General features: G+C 66.0%; 14 protein-coding genes and 2 tRNA genes. 6 read left to right on the top strand and 10 right to left on the bottom strand.

Going from position 1 to position 14227, the window contains the following annotated elements; genetic code table 11:
- Window positions 1–124 precede the first annotated feature (124 nt).
- Together aroQ and DV704_RS00380 are read left to right on the top strand one after the other, a co-directional pair.
- A complete protein-coding gene (gene aroQ / locus DV704_RS00385; RefSeq protein ID WP_114797579.1) occupies window positions 125–565 on the top strand; it encodes a type II 3-dehydroquinate dehydratase in 441 nt (146 codons plus the stop codon).
- Window positions 562–810: a hypothetical protein gene (locus tag DV704_RS00380; protein WP_114797578.1), complete on the top strand. Its 249-nt coding sequence runs from the start codon at window positions 562–564 to the stop codon at window positions 808–810. Before aroQ ends, DV704_RS00380 begins: the two co-directional genes overlap by 4 nt.
- Here the strand turns inward: DV704_RS00380 and DV704_RS00375 are convergent.
- The 4 genes from DV704_RS00375 to DV704_RS00360 all read right to left on the bottom strand — a co-directional run bounded on the left by DV704_RS00375 (window position 782) and on the right by DV704_RS00360 (window position 3559).
- The gene (locus DV704_RS00375) at window positions 782–1378 is read right to left on the bottom strand and encodes a biotin transporter BioY (RefSeq protein WP_114797577.1); all 597 of its coding nucleotides are present in this window, start codon (window positions 1376–1378) and stop codon (window positions 782–784) included. The genes DV704_RS00380 and DV704_RS00375 overlap by 29 nt on opposite strands.
- A complete protein-coding gene (locus DV704_RS00370; protein ID WP_114797576.1) occupies window positions 1375–2304 on the bottom strand; it encodes a biotin--[acetyl-CoA-carboxylase] ligase in 930 nt (309 codons plus the stop codon). The genes DV704_RS00375 and DV704_RS00370 overlap by 4 nt, the downstream gene beginning before the upstream one ends.
- 42 nt (window positions 2305–2346) lie before the next feature.
- Window positions 2347–3372, bottom strand: a complete 1026-nt coding sequence (rlmN, locus tag DV704_RS00365) for a 23S rRNA (adenine(2503)-C(2))-methyltransferase RlmN (RefSeq protein ID WP_114797575.1) — start codon at window positions 3370–3372, stop codon at window positions 2347–2349.
- 110 nt (window positions 3373–3482) lie between these two features.
- A tRNA-Ile gene (locus DV704_RS00360) sits at window positions 3483–3559 on the bottom strand.
- A gap of 121 nt (window positions 3560–3680) precedes the next feature.
- Between DV704_RS00360 and DV704_RS00355 the strand changes: the two genes are divergently transcribed.
- A tRNA-Pro gene (locus tag DV704_RS00355) sits at window positions 3681–3757 on the top strand.
- A gap of 42 nt (window positions 3758–3799) precedes the next feature.
- Here DV704_RS00355 and DV704_RS00350 read toward each other — a convergent pair.
- The 3 genes from DV704_RS00350 to DV704_RS00340 all read right to left on the bottom strand — a co-directional run bounded on the left by DV704_RS00350 (window position 3800) and on the right by DV704_RS00340 (window position 8644).
- Window positions 3800–5038 carry a 2-oxo acid dehydrogenase subunit E2 gene (locus DV704_RS00350; protein ID WP_114797574.1) on the bottom strand — a complete coding sequence of 413 codons (1239 nt, stop codon included), beginning with the start codon at window positions 5036–5038 and terminating at the stop codon, window positions 3800–3802.
- Window positions 5039–5051: 13 nt separating this feature from the next.
- Window positions 5052–7772 carry a pyruvate dehydrogenase (acetyl-transferring), homodimeric type gene (gene aceE, locus DV704_RS00345; RefSeq protein WP_114797573.1) on the bottom strand — a complete coding sequence of 907 codons (2721 nt, stop codon included), beginning with the start codon at window positions 7770–7772 and terminating at the stop codon, window positions 5052–5054.
- Between the two features lie 197 nt (window positions 7773–7969).
- Complete coding sequence (locus DV704_RS00340) at window positions 7970–8644, bottom strand: hypothetical protein (RefSeq protein ID WP_114797572.1); 675 nt, start codon at window positions 8642–8644, stop codon at window positions 7970–7972.
- Between the two features lie 55 nt (window positions 8645–8699).
- Here DV704_RS00340 and DV704_RS00335 point away from each other — a divergent pair, with 55 nt between their 5' ends.
- Both DV704_RS00335 and DV704_RS00330 read left to right on the top strand, forming a co-directional pair.
- A complete protein-coding gene (locus tag DV704_RS00335; protein WP_114797571.1) occupies window positions 8700–9614 on the top strand; it encodes a tRNA (guanosine(46)-N(7))-methyltransferase TrmB in 915 nt (304 codons plus the stop codon).
- A 57-nt stretch (window positions 9615–9671) separates the two neighbouring features.
- Window positions 9672–10631, top strand: coding sequence for a Stp1/IreP family PP2C-type Ser/Thr phosphatase (locus DV704_RS00330; RefSeq protein ID WP_114797570.1), 960 nt, complete (start codon window positions 9672–9674; stop codon window positions 10629–10631).
- On the opposite strand, the gene DV704_RS00325 is transcribed toward DV704_RS00330, so the two are convergent.
- Window positions 10632–12467: an arginine--tRNA ligase gene (locus DV704_RS00325; RefSeq protein WP_114797569.1), complete on the bottom strand. Its 1836-nt coding sequence runs from the start codon at window positions 12465–12467 to the stop codon at window positions 10632–10634.
- Between the two features lie 17 nt (window positions 12468–12484).
- Window positions 12485–12991 (bottom strand): molybdenum cofactor biosynthesis protein B, encoded by a 507-nt coding sequence (locus DV704_RS00320; protein ID WP_114797568.1) that lies wholly within the window; start codon window positions 12989–12991, stop codon window positions 12485–12487.
- Window positions 12992–13031: 40 nt separating this feature from the next.
- Here DV704_RS00320 and DV704_RS00315 point away from each other — a divergent pair, with 40 nt between their 5' ends.
- Window positions 13032–13628: a GNAT family N-acetyltransferase gene (locus tag DV704_RS00315; RefSeq protein ID WP_114797567.1), complete on the top strand. Its 597-nt coding sequence runs from the start codon at window positions 13032–13034 to the stop codon at window positions 13626–13628.
- Here DV704_RS00315 and DV704_RS00310 read toward each other — a convergent pair.
- Window positions 13608–14213, bottom strand: a complete 606-nt coding sequence (locus DV704_RS00310; protein ID WP_114797566.1) for a hypothetical protein — start codon at window positions 14211–14213, stop codon at window positions 13608–13610. The two genes, DV704_RS00315 and DV704_RS00310, sit on opposite strands and share 21 nt — an antisense overlap.
- Window positions 14214–14227: the final 14 nt, after the last annotated feature.

Below are 14227 nucleotides of genomic sequence, written 5' to 3'. Positions count from 1 at the left end.
TTTTTTGGGCTCGGATAAGTTCAGTTTACCGCTTTATGCACTATGCGTCAAGTCCATGCAGCAAGCCCGGCCCCCGCCGGGCAATTTGCCGGTTGGAGCTGGTCTTCGCTAGCATGGAGGCCGGATGATTCTGATTCTGAACGGTCCCAACCTAAACCTACTGGGAAGGCGGGAGCCCGAGATTTACGGGAGGATCACCCTGGAGGAGCTGGAGGAGCTCTGCGCGGGCTGGGGCGCCGAGCTGGGGTTGGGGGTGGTGGCCCGGCAGTCCAACTTCGAAGGGCAGCTTGTCGAGTGGATCCAGCAGGCCGCCGAAGAGGGTTTCCGGGCCATCGTCCTGAATCCTGGGGCCCTCACCCATTACTCCATCGCCCTGCTGGACGCCATTCGGGGCCAGCCCCTACCGGTGGTGGAGGTACACCTCTCTAACCTGCATGCCCGCGAGCCCTACCGACAACACTCCCTAACCGCAACCGCCGCCAAGGGCATCGTCTCGGGCTTCGGACCCCTTTCCTACAAGATGGCCCTGGTCTACCTGGCCGACCTGCTCGAGGCCCGCCCATGAGGGTGCATCCCCAGGAAGTGCTCATGGTGGGGGCCATCGCCTGGGTCCTCACCCTGGTGGCCCAGATCCCGCAGGTGGGGTTTTGGAGCGCACTTTGGATGGGCTTCCCGCTGGCCCTGCTGGCCGGCGGCGCCTACTGGCTTTTGATGCCCTGGGTTATCCGTTGGGCAGCGAAGGGCCTAGAGAAGAATCCCCCTCCCGAGGAGGGGGAAAAGCCTAGCGATGAAGCAGACGCCAAGCGGTAGGAAGCAGGGCTGCGGCAATGGCCGCCTTGATAAAATCCCCCAAAAGGAAGGGAAACATCCCAGCCTGCAGCACGCCCAAAACCCCGGTGTAGCGCCCAGCCCCCGAGAGGGCAAAGCCCAGCCAGGTGACCCCAATGGCGTAAATCAACAGGTTGGCCAGGAGCATGGCCCCAAAGGTCCTCAAGGGGCTTCGGTCGGCACCGTAGCGCTCCACCAGGTAGCCCACCAGGTAGGCGGCCAGGGGGAAGGCCAGCAGGTAGCCGGCGGTGAAGGGAATGCGGGGATGGAACCAGGTGGCCCCGCCCGCGAACACCGGCAGCACCAAGCCCTCCAACAGGTAGGCCACCATCGCTAAAAAGCCCAGCCGGCTGCCCAGCGCGGCCCCCACCAGCAGCACCCCCAGGGTCTGAAGGGTGATGGGCACCGGCTGCAGGGGAATCGTCGCCTGGGCTAAAAGGGCCAAGAACAGGCTACCGCCCAACACCAGCAGGGCATCGCGCCGCAGGCTGCGCACGGGGAACAAGGACTTGGAAAGGGGTAGGTACGGTAGGGTTTGGGTTGGGTTCACGCTTTTCCTCCTGCGAAGCTAATGAGTTCCACCTCACCTGCTCCGATGCGATGGATAGTGCCTGCCCCCTCCACCACCAGCGCGCCATCCGGAGCCACCCCAGTGGCCACGCCCCGGACCTCCCCCCGGGGGGTCTCAACCCGCACTGGCTGCCCCAGGGTGTAGCTCTGTGCCTGGTAGTCGCGCAGAAGCCCCTCAGGGTCGGCCTCGAGCTGGGCGCAGCGAACCTCTAGCCGCTCTAGAAGGTGGGCCAGCAGCTCCACCCGCGAAACCGCCCTGTACTCCTCCAGGGCTGCCGCCTGTGGGGGCAGCAGGGCTGAGCGGTGCACGTTTAGGCCGATGCCCAAAAGCACATAGGCCACCTCTTCCCCGCTCACCTGGGCCTCCAGAAGCACCCCCGCCAGCTTGCGCCCATCGGGTGCCAAGAGGTCGTTGGGCCACTTGAGCCCCCCCACCCCACAGGCCTCCCGCAGGGCCAGCCCTGCGGCCAGGGAAAAAAGGGGGAGAATCGAGGGAGACAGACAGGGGCGCAGCAGCAGCGAGAAGGTGAGGCTCTTACCCGGCTCGCTCTGCCAAGAGCGCCCCCGGCGGCCCCGGCCCTTCCGCTGGCGCTCGGCCAGCACCACCGAGCCCTCCTCCGCTCCGTCCTGGGCCCACTGCCTGAGCACGTCCTGGGTGCTCTCCACGGTGCCCAAATAGGCATAAAACGCACCAAACCGGCCTCTACGCAGCGCTTCCAGGGCCTGGGGGGTGGGGCTGCCGGGCGAAAGCCGGTACCCCTGGCCCCGCTGGGTTTCCACCGGATAACCCGCCTGGCGCAACAGGGCCACCTGCTTCCAGACCGCCGTACGGCTCACGCCAAGGCGGCGGGCCAGGGCCTCGCCGCTTTGGTACTGCTCCGAAAGGTGGGCCAGAAGGGGAGGCACGTCAACCAAAATAGCCTTTTGGGGTTAACAAAGCAAGCGCCCCTATGCCGGCTGCTGCAGGGCGAGCTGCCCGCAGGCTGCCCCCACATCCCGTCCCCGGCTGAAGCGCACCGAGGTGGGAATGCCCTGGGCCTCCAGCACTGCCTTGAAGCGCAGAATCTGGGCCCTGGGGGTGCCCCGGTGGGGCGCCCCCGGCCAGGGGTTCCAGGGAATCAGGTTGACGTGCGCGCTAATTCCCCGGAAGTGCTGGGCCAGCGCCCGGGCCTGCCACTCGCGGTCGTTGAGGTCCTTGAGCAAGGTGTACTCCAGGGTCACCCGGCGCCGGGTCTTGGCGTAGTAGTAGCGCACCGCCTCCATAATCTCAGCGATGGGGTAGCGCTGGGCGGTGGGGATGATCTGCTTGCGGGTCTCGTCGTCGGGGGCATGCAAAGAAAGCGCCAGCCGTACCCCCAGGCCCGAGTCGGCCAGCCGGTAGATGCCCCGGGGGATGCCTACGGTGGAGAGGGTAATCCGGCGGGGACTCATGGAAAGCCCCTGCGGGTGCAGCATCCGCTCGATGGCGGAAAAAACGTTCTCCAGGTTCAACAAAGGCTCGCCCATTCCCATCAACACCAGGTTGCGAATTTCACGGGGCGAGTGGTTTTGGTGGTAAGCAGCAAAAAGAACCTGGTCCAGTATCTCCGCCGCGCTCAGGTTGCGCCCGAAGCCCATCCGGCCGGTGGCGCAGAAGGTGCAACCCGCGGGACAACCCACCATGCTGGATACGCAAAGGGTCCTGCGGTTCTTGTAGGGCATGTAGACCGCCTCGGTCTTCTGGCCGTCTAGGAGGATATACAGGTACTTCACCGAGCCGTCCTGGCTGGGGTAGGCCTGCACCTCGGTAAACTCCGAGAGCCGGTAATGCTCAGCCAGCTCCGCCCGAAAAGCCTTGGGCAGGTCGGTCATCGCATCCCACTGCCGCACCCCCTTCTCATAGAGCCAGGCCGCAAGCTGGCGCTTGCGAAAGCCCTCGCCGGGAAGCGCCTCTGGAGCAAGGGCGAGTAGAGAGGTCTTGGCCATGGGCGCCATAACACCCCAGTATAGGGCATGACCGGGACCAACCATGAGCGAGGCACCCCGGGCGCTAAGGCGGCTTCCTCCGGCGATTGCGAGGGGAAACCAGGGATGCTCTGGGTTTCTGGTGGGCGGTAGTGGACTTGAACCACCGACCTCACGCTTATCAGGCGTGCGCTCTAACCGGCTGAGCTAACCGCCCCCGCAGCGAGTTATGAGTATAGCGGGGGGTAAGGCCCAGGTCAAGCTTGCGTGTTGACGTTTGGCCCACGGGTGGCTAAACTTGGGTTTGCGCCTGCGGGCAACCCCAGGCCAGCCGAGCTCGAGGCGTAGCGCAGCCTGGTAGCGCACTCCTTTGGGGTGGGAGTGGTCGGAGGTTCAAATCCTCTCGCCTCGACCAGAAAAACCGCCTGAGTTCCTCAGGCGGTTTTGGCTTTACCCTCTAGCCTTCGAACCCGAGCAAAACCGGCTCTTCTAAAAGCTCGGCCACGAAGCGACAGAAGCGCGCCGCATCGGCCCCGTCAATTAGGCGGTGGTCGTAGGAGAGCGAAAAGGGCATAATCTGGCGGGGCTCAAAGGCCTCTTTCTCCGGGTTCCACACCGGCTCTATAGCGCTGCGCGAGACCCCCAGGATGGCCACCTCAGGCCAGTTGACGATGGGCGTAAAACCGGTGCCGCCAATACCCCCCAGGTTGGACAGGGTGAAGGAAGCCCCCTGCATCTCCTCTGGAGCGAGCTTGCGCTCGCGCGCCTTGGCGGCTACACTACCCAGCTCAGCAGCCAGGGTAAAAATACCCTTCTTGTCGACATCCCGAATCACCGGAACCAGCAGGCCGGCGGGGGTGTCCACGGCTACCCCGATGTGGATGTAGTCCTTGTAGATAATCTCGTTCCTCTCCGTATCAATGGAGGCGTTGAACTTGGGAAAAGCCTTCAGGGCCGCGGCCAGCGCCTTGAGCAAGATGGCGGTCATGGTGAGCTTGGCGCCGCGCTGCTCTGCCCGGGGGGCCAGCCTCTTGCGCCAGGCCTCCATCTGGGTGATGTCGGCCTTGTCGAAATGGGTGACCATGGGCACCAGACTCCAGGCCTGGGCCATGGAGCGCACCGTGGCCCGGCGCACCCCCGACATGGCCTCCCGGCGAACAGGACCGAACTGGGCAAAATCGGGCAACTTGGACACCAGCGGCGCAGGAAGGGGGCTCTGGCCTTGAGCAGCAAAGCGTCGTACGTCGCCTTCGGAGATGCGGTAGGCCGGACCGCTGCCCACCACTGCCCTCAGGTCCACGCCCATCTCCCGGGCCAGCCGCCGCACGCTGGGGGCTGCGGGGATAAGCCGCCGCCCGGCGGGCACAGGGGCCGGCGAGGGCGGACCGACGGGGCGGGGCGGGGCGGGGGGAGGCGGGGCGCTGGCCTTTGCCGGCGGTTCAGCTTCCCCCGGGCTGGGCTGGGCCTCTTTCAGCACGGCAATGACCTGTCCGCTTTTCACCTCGTCCCCAGGCTTGACCAGCAGCTTGGAGACCGTGCCGCTGGCCAGGGCTGGGGCTTCCATCACCGCCTTGTCGGTCTCGAGCTCCAAAACCGGCTGGCCCTCGCTTACGGTGTCACCTTCCTTAATCAGCACCCCCACCACCACAGCGGAGGTCACGTTGTCGCCTAGGTCGGGTACTTTGAGTTCGGCCATACTGTCCTCTGCGCTAGCGCTTGTGCGCAGCCTCCCGCTCAGGGTCAATCTCCAGCTTGCGGAACGCCGCCTGTACGGTCTGAAGGCTCAGCTTGCCCTCGGCCCGCAGGGCCGAAAGCGCCGCTGCGGTGATGTGCCGGGCGTCCACCTCGAAGAAGTCGCGCAGGGCCTCGCGGGTATCCGAGCGGCCAAAGCCGTCGGTGCCCAGGCTATGGATGGGCCGGTTCAGGTAGCCCGAGAGCAAATCGGGTAGGGCCTTCACGTAGTCCGAGGCGGCCACGATGGGCCCCTCGGTGGGGTTCAGGCACTGCGCCGCATAGCCCAGCCTGGGCTTTTCGCCAGGGTGCAGCCGGTTGTAGCGGGCCGTCTCCATGGCCTCGTAGTAAAGAGCCTTGTAGCTGGTCACGCTCCAAACGTCGGCGGCCACCCCATAGGCCTCCAGCAGGCCCTGGGCCTTGAGGACCTCGTTGAGGATGGTGCCGCTGCCCAAAAGCTGCGCCCGGGCCCTGGGTTTTTTGAGCTCGCTTTTGCGGAAGAGGTACATGCCCTTGAGGATGCCCTGGCGAACCTCCTCGCGGGGCTCGGGCATGGGGGGCTGGGGGTAGTTCTCGTTCATCAGGGTGATGTAGTAGAAGATGTCCTCCCCATCCTGGTACATCCTCTTCATGCCATCCTGCAGGATGACGGCCAGCTCGTAGGCAAAAGCAGGGTCGTAGGCCATCAGGTTGGGCACCGGCAGGGCCAGAAGGTGGGAGTGACCGTCCTCGTGCTGCAGCCCCTCACCGTTGAGGGTGGTGCGGCCGGCCGTGGCCCCCATCAGAAAACCCTTGGTGCGCTGGTCGGCAGCGGCCCAAACCAGATCGCCAATCCGCTGCAGGCCGAACATGGAGTAGAAGATGTAGAAAGGAATGGTGGGAATGCCGTGGTGGGCGTAGGCGGTGCCCGCCGCGATGAAGCTGCACATGGCCCCTGCCTCGTTGATGCCCTCCTGCAAAAGCTGGCCGGTCTCGGACTCGCGGTAGACGGTCACAGTACCGGCGTCCACCGGGGTGTAGAGCTGGCCCTTTGGCGAGTAGATGCCCACCGCCGCAATCACCCCCTCCATGCCAAAGGTACGGGCTTCGTCGGGAACGATGGGCACGATGAGTCTGCCCACCTCGGGGTGGCGCACCAGCTTGGTAAGCATCCGCACGAAGGCCATGGTGGTGGAGATCTCCCGCCCTCCGGAGCCAGTTAGGAACTCCTCGAAAAAGGCCAGGTCCGGGGTCTGGATGCGGTAGTCCTTAACCTGCCGCACCGGGATGAGCCCCCCCAGGGCCTTGCGGCGCTCGAGCATGTAGCGCACCTCGGGGGAGTCGGGGCCCGGGTGGTAGAAGGGGGTGTTCTCCAGCTCCTCGTCGGGAATGGGAATGCCCAGATGGTCACGGGCCTCGCGCAGGTCGTCCAGGGTGAGTTTCTTGACCTGGTGGGCCACGTTCTTGGCCTGGGCGGTGGGGCCCAGGCAGTAGCCCTTGATGGTGCGGGCGATGATCACGGTGGGCGAACCCCGGTGCTCGGCCGCGGCCTTGAAGGCGGCATAGATTTTACGGTTGTCGTGGCCGCCGCGCGAGCGGGTGAGGCGGTCCAGGTCCTCATCGCTCATCCCCTCGATGAGCTTCTTGAGGGCCGGGGTGTTGAAGAACCTCTCCCGCAGCTCCTTCCCTCCGTAGGCCGCATAGCGCTGGCTCTCGCCGTCCACAAGCTGCTCCATCCGCTCCAGGAGCACCCCTTCCGTATCCCGGGCGAAAAGCTCGTCCCAGGCGCTGCCCCAGACCACCTTAATCACGTTCCAGCCAGCGCCGCGGTAGAGCGATTCCAGCTCCTGAATGATCTTGGAGTTGCCCCGCACCGGCCCGTCCAGCCGCTGCAGGTTGGCGTTGATGACGAAGACCAGGTTGTCCAGCTCCTCGTTGGCCGCCACCCTAAGCGCACCGGTGGTCTCGGGCTCGTCCTGCTCGCCGTCGCCCAGGAAGGCCCAGACCTTGGCCCCTGTCTTGGGCTTGAGACCGCGCTCCTCCAAGTAGCGCATGAAGCGAGCCTGGTAGATGGCCTGGATGGGCCCCAGGCCCATGCTGACGGTGGGGAACTCCCAGTAGTCGGGCATCAGCCAGGGATGAGGGTAGCTGGAAAGCCCCCGGCCAGGCCCCCCCAGAAGCTCGCGGCGGAATTTGGCCAGATCGGCCTCGCTGAGGCGGCCCTCCAGGTAGCTTCGGGCGTAAACCCCAGGCGACATATGCCCTTGGTAGAAGACCAGGTCGCGGTCGGGGGACTCAGGGCCCCGGAAAAAGTGGTTGAAGCCCATCTCCATCAGCTCAGCGATGCTGGCGTAGGTGGAGATGTGCCCCCCGATGCCCTCGGCCTTCTTGTTGGCCTGCTGCACGATGGCGATGGTGTTCCAGCGCAGAATGTTGGCGATGCGCTGCTCGAGCTCCAGGTCGCCTGGGTAGGGCGGCTCGTGCTCTTTGGCGATGGTGTTGACGTAGGGGGTGTTGACCTTGTCGTGGATGACCACGCCCATGCGGTAGGCGTAGTTCTCCAGCATCTCCATGAGCTGGGCCACCCTGTCGCGCCCCGCGCTCCGCAGCACATACTCCAGGCTTTCGCGCCACTCCTGGTTCTCGAGGTCCTCGAGCCGTAGCTGCTCCTCAGCAGAAAGCCCGGCTCGAGCGGCGATCAGTTCGCGGTCCTCAACCATACCGGCCTCCCGTGGGGCAAAGACCCCCTGGCCAGACCAGGGCGGTTCTTTGTCATCGGCCTTACATTACCGCAGAAGGATGACCGGAATCGTAAGGAAACCCGTTTTTTACAGCTCATAAAAAACTTTTACCAAATGGCAAAGCCGCATCAGAGGGCCCCTCGTCGGCCACGGCCGACCGCAGCGCCCCCCAACCCCTAGGGCCCCAGCTTGCGCTTCAGGTACAAAAGCAGGTCCTCTAGCGCAGTGCGCAAGGCCCGTTGCTCGCGCAGGAGGGTCTCGATGCGGTCCTCAGGGGTGGAGAGGGTGAGGGTTTTGAAGATCATGTGGGTGTTGCCGCAGCGGGGGCAGGGCACGGTGGGGGGGGAGCTGGTGGGGGCGTAGAAAATCCTGGTGTTGTCGCGGGTGCAGAGCATGTACTTGGCCCCCGCGGCCTCGCCCCGGCGGATGGCTTCGGCCAGCTCCCTGGCCTCCTCAGGGGCATAGCCCAGGAAGAAGTCGCCCCCTACCTCCTCGATAGCCGGCAGCACCTCGCGGGTAGCGGTTAGATCGGACTTCAGACCGCGGGGCGCCGTCCAGGAGATGCCGTTCCACTTGAAGTGGCGCAGGTGACGCTTGCGGGCCTTGTCCTCAATCTCCACGATCAGGGTGACCTCAGGGTCCTTGGGGTAGTAGTAAAGCCGCACCGCCGCCACCCCGCTCAACGCCGGCTCGGGCGGCAGGGTGTAGGAGAGGGGGCCATCGGTCTTGAGGCGGCTGTTGTAGCCCACCAGGTTCTGCAGGTCGTACAGGGTGAGCCCCGGATGCTCAAAGTCGCCCTCCAGAAGGGCCCGTACCTTGGCGAAGGCTTGCTCGAGACCTGCATCCGCCATAAGCCAGAGTCTACCATTCCCAAACACCCCTCTAAAGGCTCTATAATGCACCTTTGTGCTGGTTCGGGTGGGCGAGTGCCCCTTCCCCCTAGACCCCGCTCCCGAGGTGCTCGAGGTGGGCTTTGGCGACGGGCGCTTTACCGCAGCGCTGGCTCGGCTGCACCCCCAGCGGCGCATCCTGGGGGCCGAGGTCTCGGCGGCCTCGGTGGCCCGGGCCATCCGGCGCTTCCGACGAGAGGGCATAGCAAACGTCGTGGTCTACCATGGCCAGGCCACCTTTGCCCTCAGGAACCTGGTGGCCCCCCGGAGCCTAAAGCAGGTCTACGTCAACTTCCCCGACCCCTGGCCCAAGGCCAAGCACCAGGAAAACCGCCTGCTGCGCCGGGAATTCTTCCGGCGGCTCTCCACCCGGCTGGCCGAGGGGGGTGAGCTGCTCCTCACCACCGACCACGAGGCCTACTGGCGCTTTGCCCAGGACGAAGCCCTGGCCAGCGGCCTGTACACGGTGGAAACCCCGCCCCCGCCCCCCCACCACCTCACCACCAAGTACGCCCTCAAGTGGAAGGAGCAGGGCCGCAGCTTCTACCACGCGGTCTTCCGTAAGAAGGGTGAGGACCCCGACCCCTGGCCACCGCTTCCGAGGTACCCCATGCCCCACGCCCTGATGTCCGGTAAACTGCCCCTACTGGAGAGCTTCCCCAAAACCGTGGTCCGCTTCGAAGGCGGCACGGCGGTGCTGCTCGAGGCCGCCCGCGCCCTGCCCGAGGGCTACTATTTTCTCACCCACCTGGATGAAGAGGACCTGGTGCAGGATGTGCTCCTGGAAGCCCGGCCCAGCGCCCACGGCCTCTATGTGGGCCTCGCCCGCTTCGGGGCCCCCTTAGCGACCCCAGGGGTCAAGGCCGCGGTGGCCTGGCTGGTGGGCTTCCTGGAGGGGCAGGGGCTGAAAGTGATACAACGCTCATACTGAAGCCGGTGTGATTTTTTGGCCCTACTCCGGTCCGGCCTGGCCTATAATGCGCCTAGTATGCCAGGTTCGGAAAGCCTCCCGATGGTGTATGCGGCAGCGCTGACCGACCCTGGCCGCAAGCGCGCCCTGAATGAGGACGCCGTCGCCCAGTGTGTGATGCCCTATGGGGGAATCTTCATCGTGGCCGACGGCATGGGCGGCCACCGCACCGGCGAGGTGGCCTCGCAGATGGCGGTGAGCCGGATTATGGAGATGCTGCGCCGGAGCGAGCCCTCGCCCCAGGGGCTCCTGGAGGCCTATGAGGCCGCCAACGAGGCCATCTACCTAGCCGGACAAAAGCCCGAGTCGCGCGGCATGGGCACCACCTGCACCACCCTGTGGCTCGACCTACCCTACGCCCTCATCGCCCACGTGGGGGACTCCAGGGCCTACCTGCTGCGCGACGGCGAGCTAACCCAGCTTACCCAGGACCACTCCTGGGTGGCCGACCGGGTACGCCAGGGCCTGCTGACCGAAGAAGAGGCCCGCAACCACCGCTGGCGCAACGTAATCACCAACGCTTTAGGCTCCTTCCCTGCCGCCCGGGTAGACCTGGTGGGCCTGAAGGTGCGGCCCGGGGATGTGTTCCTGCTCTGCTCCGATGGGCTAAGCGGGGTGCTGGAAGACAGGGTGCTGGCCGAGATGATCCTCACCCACCCGCCCGAACCCGCGGTGGCCAAGCTCATCCGGCTGGCCAACGACTGGGGCGGCCCCGACAACATCAGCGCGGTGGTGGTGACCATCGGCAGCCAGGTGCCGGAAAATCCGCGTCCTTATGCTCTACCGCTCGAGGCCGGCGCGGGACCGGTACGGCTGCAAAGCGGCAACGACCCCGAGGTGCTGGCCACCCAGGTGACCGGGCCCACGCCCCGCCCCTCCTTCTGGCAGCGCTGGGGCAACCTGATCCTGCTGCTTTTGTGGTTCGCCCTGCTGGGCTTCGTGCTCTTCAACCAGTTTGGCTCGAGCCACACCCCCTAGCTACATCACCTCGGGGGCCCTCAGTCCCAGAAGCCAGAGCCCCTGCCGTAGGGTTGTGCGCAGGGCCTCCACCAACCGCAGCCGCACCCCCCGCAGCCCCGGCGGTGCGGTGAGGACCGGGGTGGCCGGACGGCCCTCGGGGGTTTTGGCATTGTAGAAGCTGTTCCAGGCCGCGGCCAGATCCAGCAGGTACTGGGCCAGGATATGAGGGGCTTTGTTGCGCGCGGCGTCCTGCACCACCTCGGCGAAGCGCAGCAGGGTCCTGGCCAGGGCGACCTCGTAGGAAGTGGCCTGGGTGAAGTCCGGCGCCTCCTCCCCCAGACCCATCTCCTCTGCCTTGCGCAAGATGGCCCCGGCCCGGGCGTAGGCGTACTGCACGTAGGGCCCGGTGTCGCCCTCCAGGCTCAAGGCCTGCTCGTAGCGAAAGTCGATCTGCTTTTTGGCCTCGGTCTTGAGCATGGCGAAGCGAACCGCCCCCACCCCAATCGCCTCGGCAGCCTCGGCGGGGCTGGGGTGGCCGGGGTTCTTCTCGTCGATTACCCGGCGCACCCGGCGCACCGCCTCGTCCAGCACCTCGTCGACCGAGATGGTGATGCCCTTGCGCCCTGACATCTGCTGCCCCTCCAGCAGCACGGTCTCGTAGGCCAGGTGGAAGCACTTCTGGGCCAGGTCGGGCCGCCCTTCGACCTCGAGGGAGGCCTGCACCACCCGCAGCGCGTGGCTCTGGCGGGCGTCCACCACGTTGATGGTCTCCTGAGCCCCGCCAAAGGGCATGGGCTGGCCCTCGGGATGGGTGCTGTACAGGATGGCCCCGCTGGGCTGGGTATCGTAGGGAAGGAAGCGAAGGCCCTGCAAAAGCCCCATCTTCCAAAACTGCAGGGCGATGTCCTTGGCGGTGTAGGTGGAGGTGCCGTTGGAGCGGATGAGCACCAGGTAGGGGTCCTCCAGCCCCGGGATGAAGGGGCTGGTGTCCATCACCAAAGCCCCGGCATACTTGCCCTCCTTGGGGCGCAGGACGTAGGGGGAGGCCTCCAGGGCCCGCATGGCCTTCTCCAAAAGCCCCTCCCGCACGATGTCCGACTCCCAGACCAGGAGGTCGTACTCGGCCCCCAGGCGGTACATGGTGGCGAGCTGGGCCTTCAGAATCCGCTCCACCTCGGCCCTGAGCTCCCCAGCCTCCAGCCGGTGCAGGGTTGCCTGGACCCCTTCCTCAATCCGGGCCTTTGCCGCGGGGTCTTCCATCGCCCGGTGAAGCCGCACGTAGGCCTGCCCCACCCAGTGGTCGTACTTCCCCGAGGGGGCCCCCAGGCCAAAGTAGGCCAGGGCGAAAAGGCTCTCGGCCGCCTGCCGCCCAGTGTCGTCGATGTAGTTCATCACCTCCACCTGGTGCCCCACGAAGCGCAGGATGCGGGCCAGCGCGTCGCCCAGGCAGATGTTGCGCAGGTGGCCCACGTGAAGCTCCTTGTTGGGGTTGACCGAGGTGTGCTCCAAGAGCACCTTGCCTTCCTTGGGGGGAAAGGGCGGCAGGGGCTGGGTGGCGTTCTCTACCAGGAAGGCCGGCTCGAGCTCGAAGTTCAGGTACCCCCCCAGGACCAGAACGCGGCGCACCCAGGGGGGAGGCTGGAGGGTCTGGGCCAGGTCGGCGGCGATCTGTGCGGGGGCCTTGCGCAAATGGCGGGCCAGGGCCATGGCCACCGGGGTGCCGTAGTCGCCCGGCTTATCCGGCGGGGTCTCCTGCACCACCACCTCCGGCAGCTCGCCAAGGCCCAGGCCCTGCAGCGCCTCAACCAGGGCTTCACGAAGCGTGGCTTTTACGTCCAGACGCGATGCTCGCACCGCAATAGGATAGCAGACTAGTCAAACCAGAAGGACTGGGCCATCTGGCCCACCGGGCGGCCGGTGATGCGCTCCACCGCCTCGGGAATCAGGGGCAAAAGGACCTCCAGGGAGTCGCGGCAGGCCTGGGGTCCGCCGGGCAGGTTGACAATCAGGGTCTTGCCCCGCACCCCGGCCACCCCCCGCGAGAGCGCAGCCAGGGGGTTTTTCTTGTAGGTTTCGCGTCGAATCAACTCCGCGATGCCGGGGGCTTCCTTCTCGAGCATCTCCCGGGTGGCCTCGGGGGCGTGGTCGCGGCTGCTTAGGCGGATGCTGCCGCTGGTAAGAATCACATCCAGCCCCTCTCGGTCGGTCCAGAGCCTCAGGACGCGCTTGATCTGGGCAGGCTCATCAGGAACGATTTCGTAGTGGGTAATCTCGTATGGGCCCAGAGCCAGGGCCTCGCGGACAGCGGCATAGGCCTGGTCCTCCACCTCGCCCCGCGCCTCCCGGTCGGAGATGGTCAGCACGCCCACGCGAATCACACCCCCAGTCTAGCCCAAAACAGTGGTAGCCTTGGGTCATATGTGGCACGAGAGCATTCCCCTGGAGGGGCGCTTCGTGCGGCTTATACCTTTGGGGCTGGAGCACGCCGCGGCCATGCTCGAGCACTTCGACCCCGAAGCACTCCGCTACATGGCCCTCACCCCCCGCGAGGCCACCCTGGCTGCCATGGAGGAGTACATCCGCTCGCTCCTCGCGGCCCCCGACCGGGTCAACTGGGCTATTCTGGATAGGGCCAGCAACCGAATAGCCGGGCGCACCGGGTATGTGCGGGTCAACCCGGCCCATCGCTCGGTAGAGATCACCACCTGGATTTTCACCCCTTTCCAGGGCAGCCATGTCAACCCCGAGAGCAAGTACCTCTTGCTCGAGCACGCCTTCGAAACCCTGGGGGCCATCCGGGTGCAGCTCAGGGCCGATGCCCGCAACCTGCGGAGCCGAAGGGCCATCGAGAAGCTGGGGGCCACCCTGGAGGGCATCCTGCGCAAGGACCAGATCTACCCGACCGGGGAGGTGCGCGACACCGCGGTCTACTCGATTGTGGACGAGGAGTGGCCCCGGGTCAGGGCCCGCCTTCGCGCCCGGCTTTACGGCGAGCTAGCGCCGGAACTCGATTAGCTCGCTGCTTATGCCGCCAAAACTCCCCTCGCTCACCTGCTTGACCACCCCCACCCCCTCGGCAAACCAGTAGGTGGCGCGCCCTCCAAAGGCCAGGCCGAACTCACCCTTGAAGGTGGCCTCGACCCGCAAAGCCTCGAAGCGCCCCGCCGGCACCACCACGGTCTCCCGGGCCACCACGCGGTTCTCGACCTCGAGGAAGCCGGTGAACTCGAGGAAGGCCACCCTTCCCTTGAGCTCGTAGCGGTAGGTCCAGCTCTCCCCCACCTGCCAGCGGCCGCTCGGGAGCACCACCCCCGCCAGCCGGGTCAGGCGCACGCTGCCGCCTGGAATGGGGCGCTCCTCCTGGGGCAGGGCCTGCAGGCCCTGCGGGGTGCAGCTCCAGGGGGTGGTCTCAGTGCGGTCGGCGAACTGCCGCCGTTCCAGCAGGGCGTTGGGGCCGTTGGACACAAAGCTCTGGGTGTAGACCTGGTTGTCGTTCAAGACGCGGTAGCGCCAGCGCAGGCTGGGGTCGGTGGGGTAGAAGGGGGTGGTGCAGGCCAGGGCCAGGCCGGAAAATATTAGCGCAAAGCCCAGAGCGCGCACACTTTGAGTCTTCT

Origin of the sequence: Meiothermus sp. QL-1 (genome assembly GCF_003351145.1) — a bacterium.
Lineage (GTDB): Bacteria > Deinococcota > Deinococci > Deinococcales > Thermaceae > Meiothermus.
Note: the sequence above shows the minus strand (reverse complement) of the source record. Positions and strands in the feature narration are given on the sequence as shown.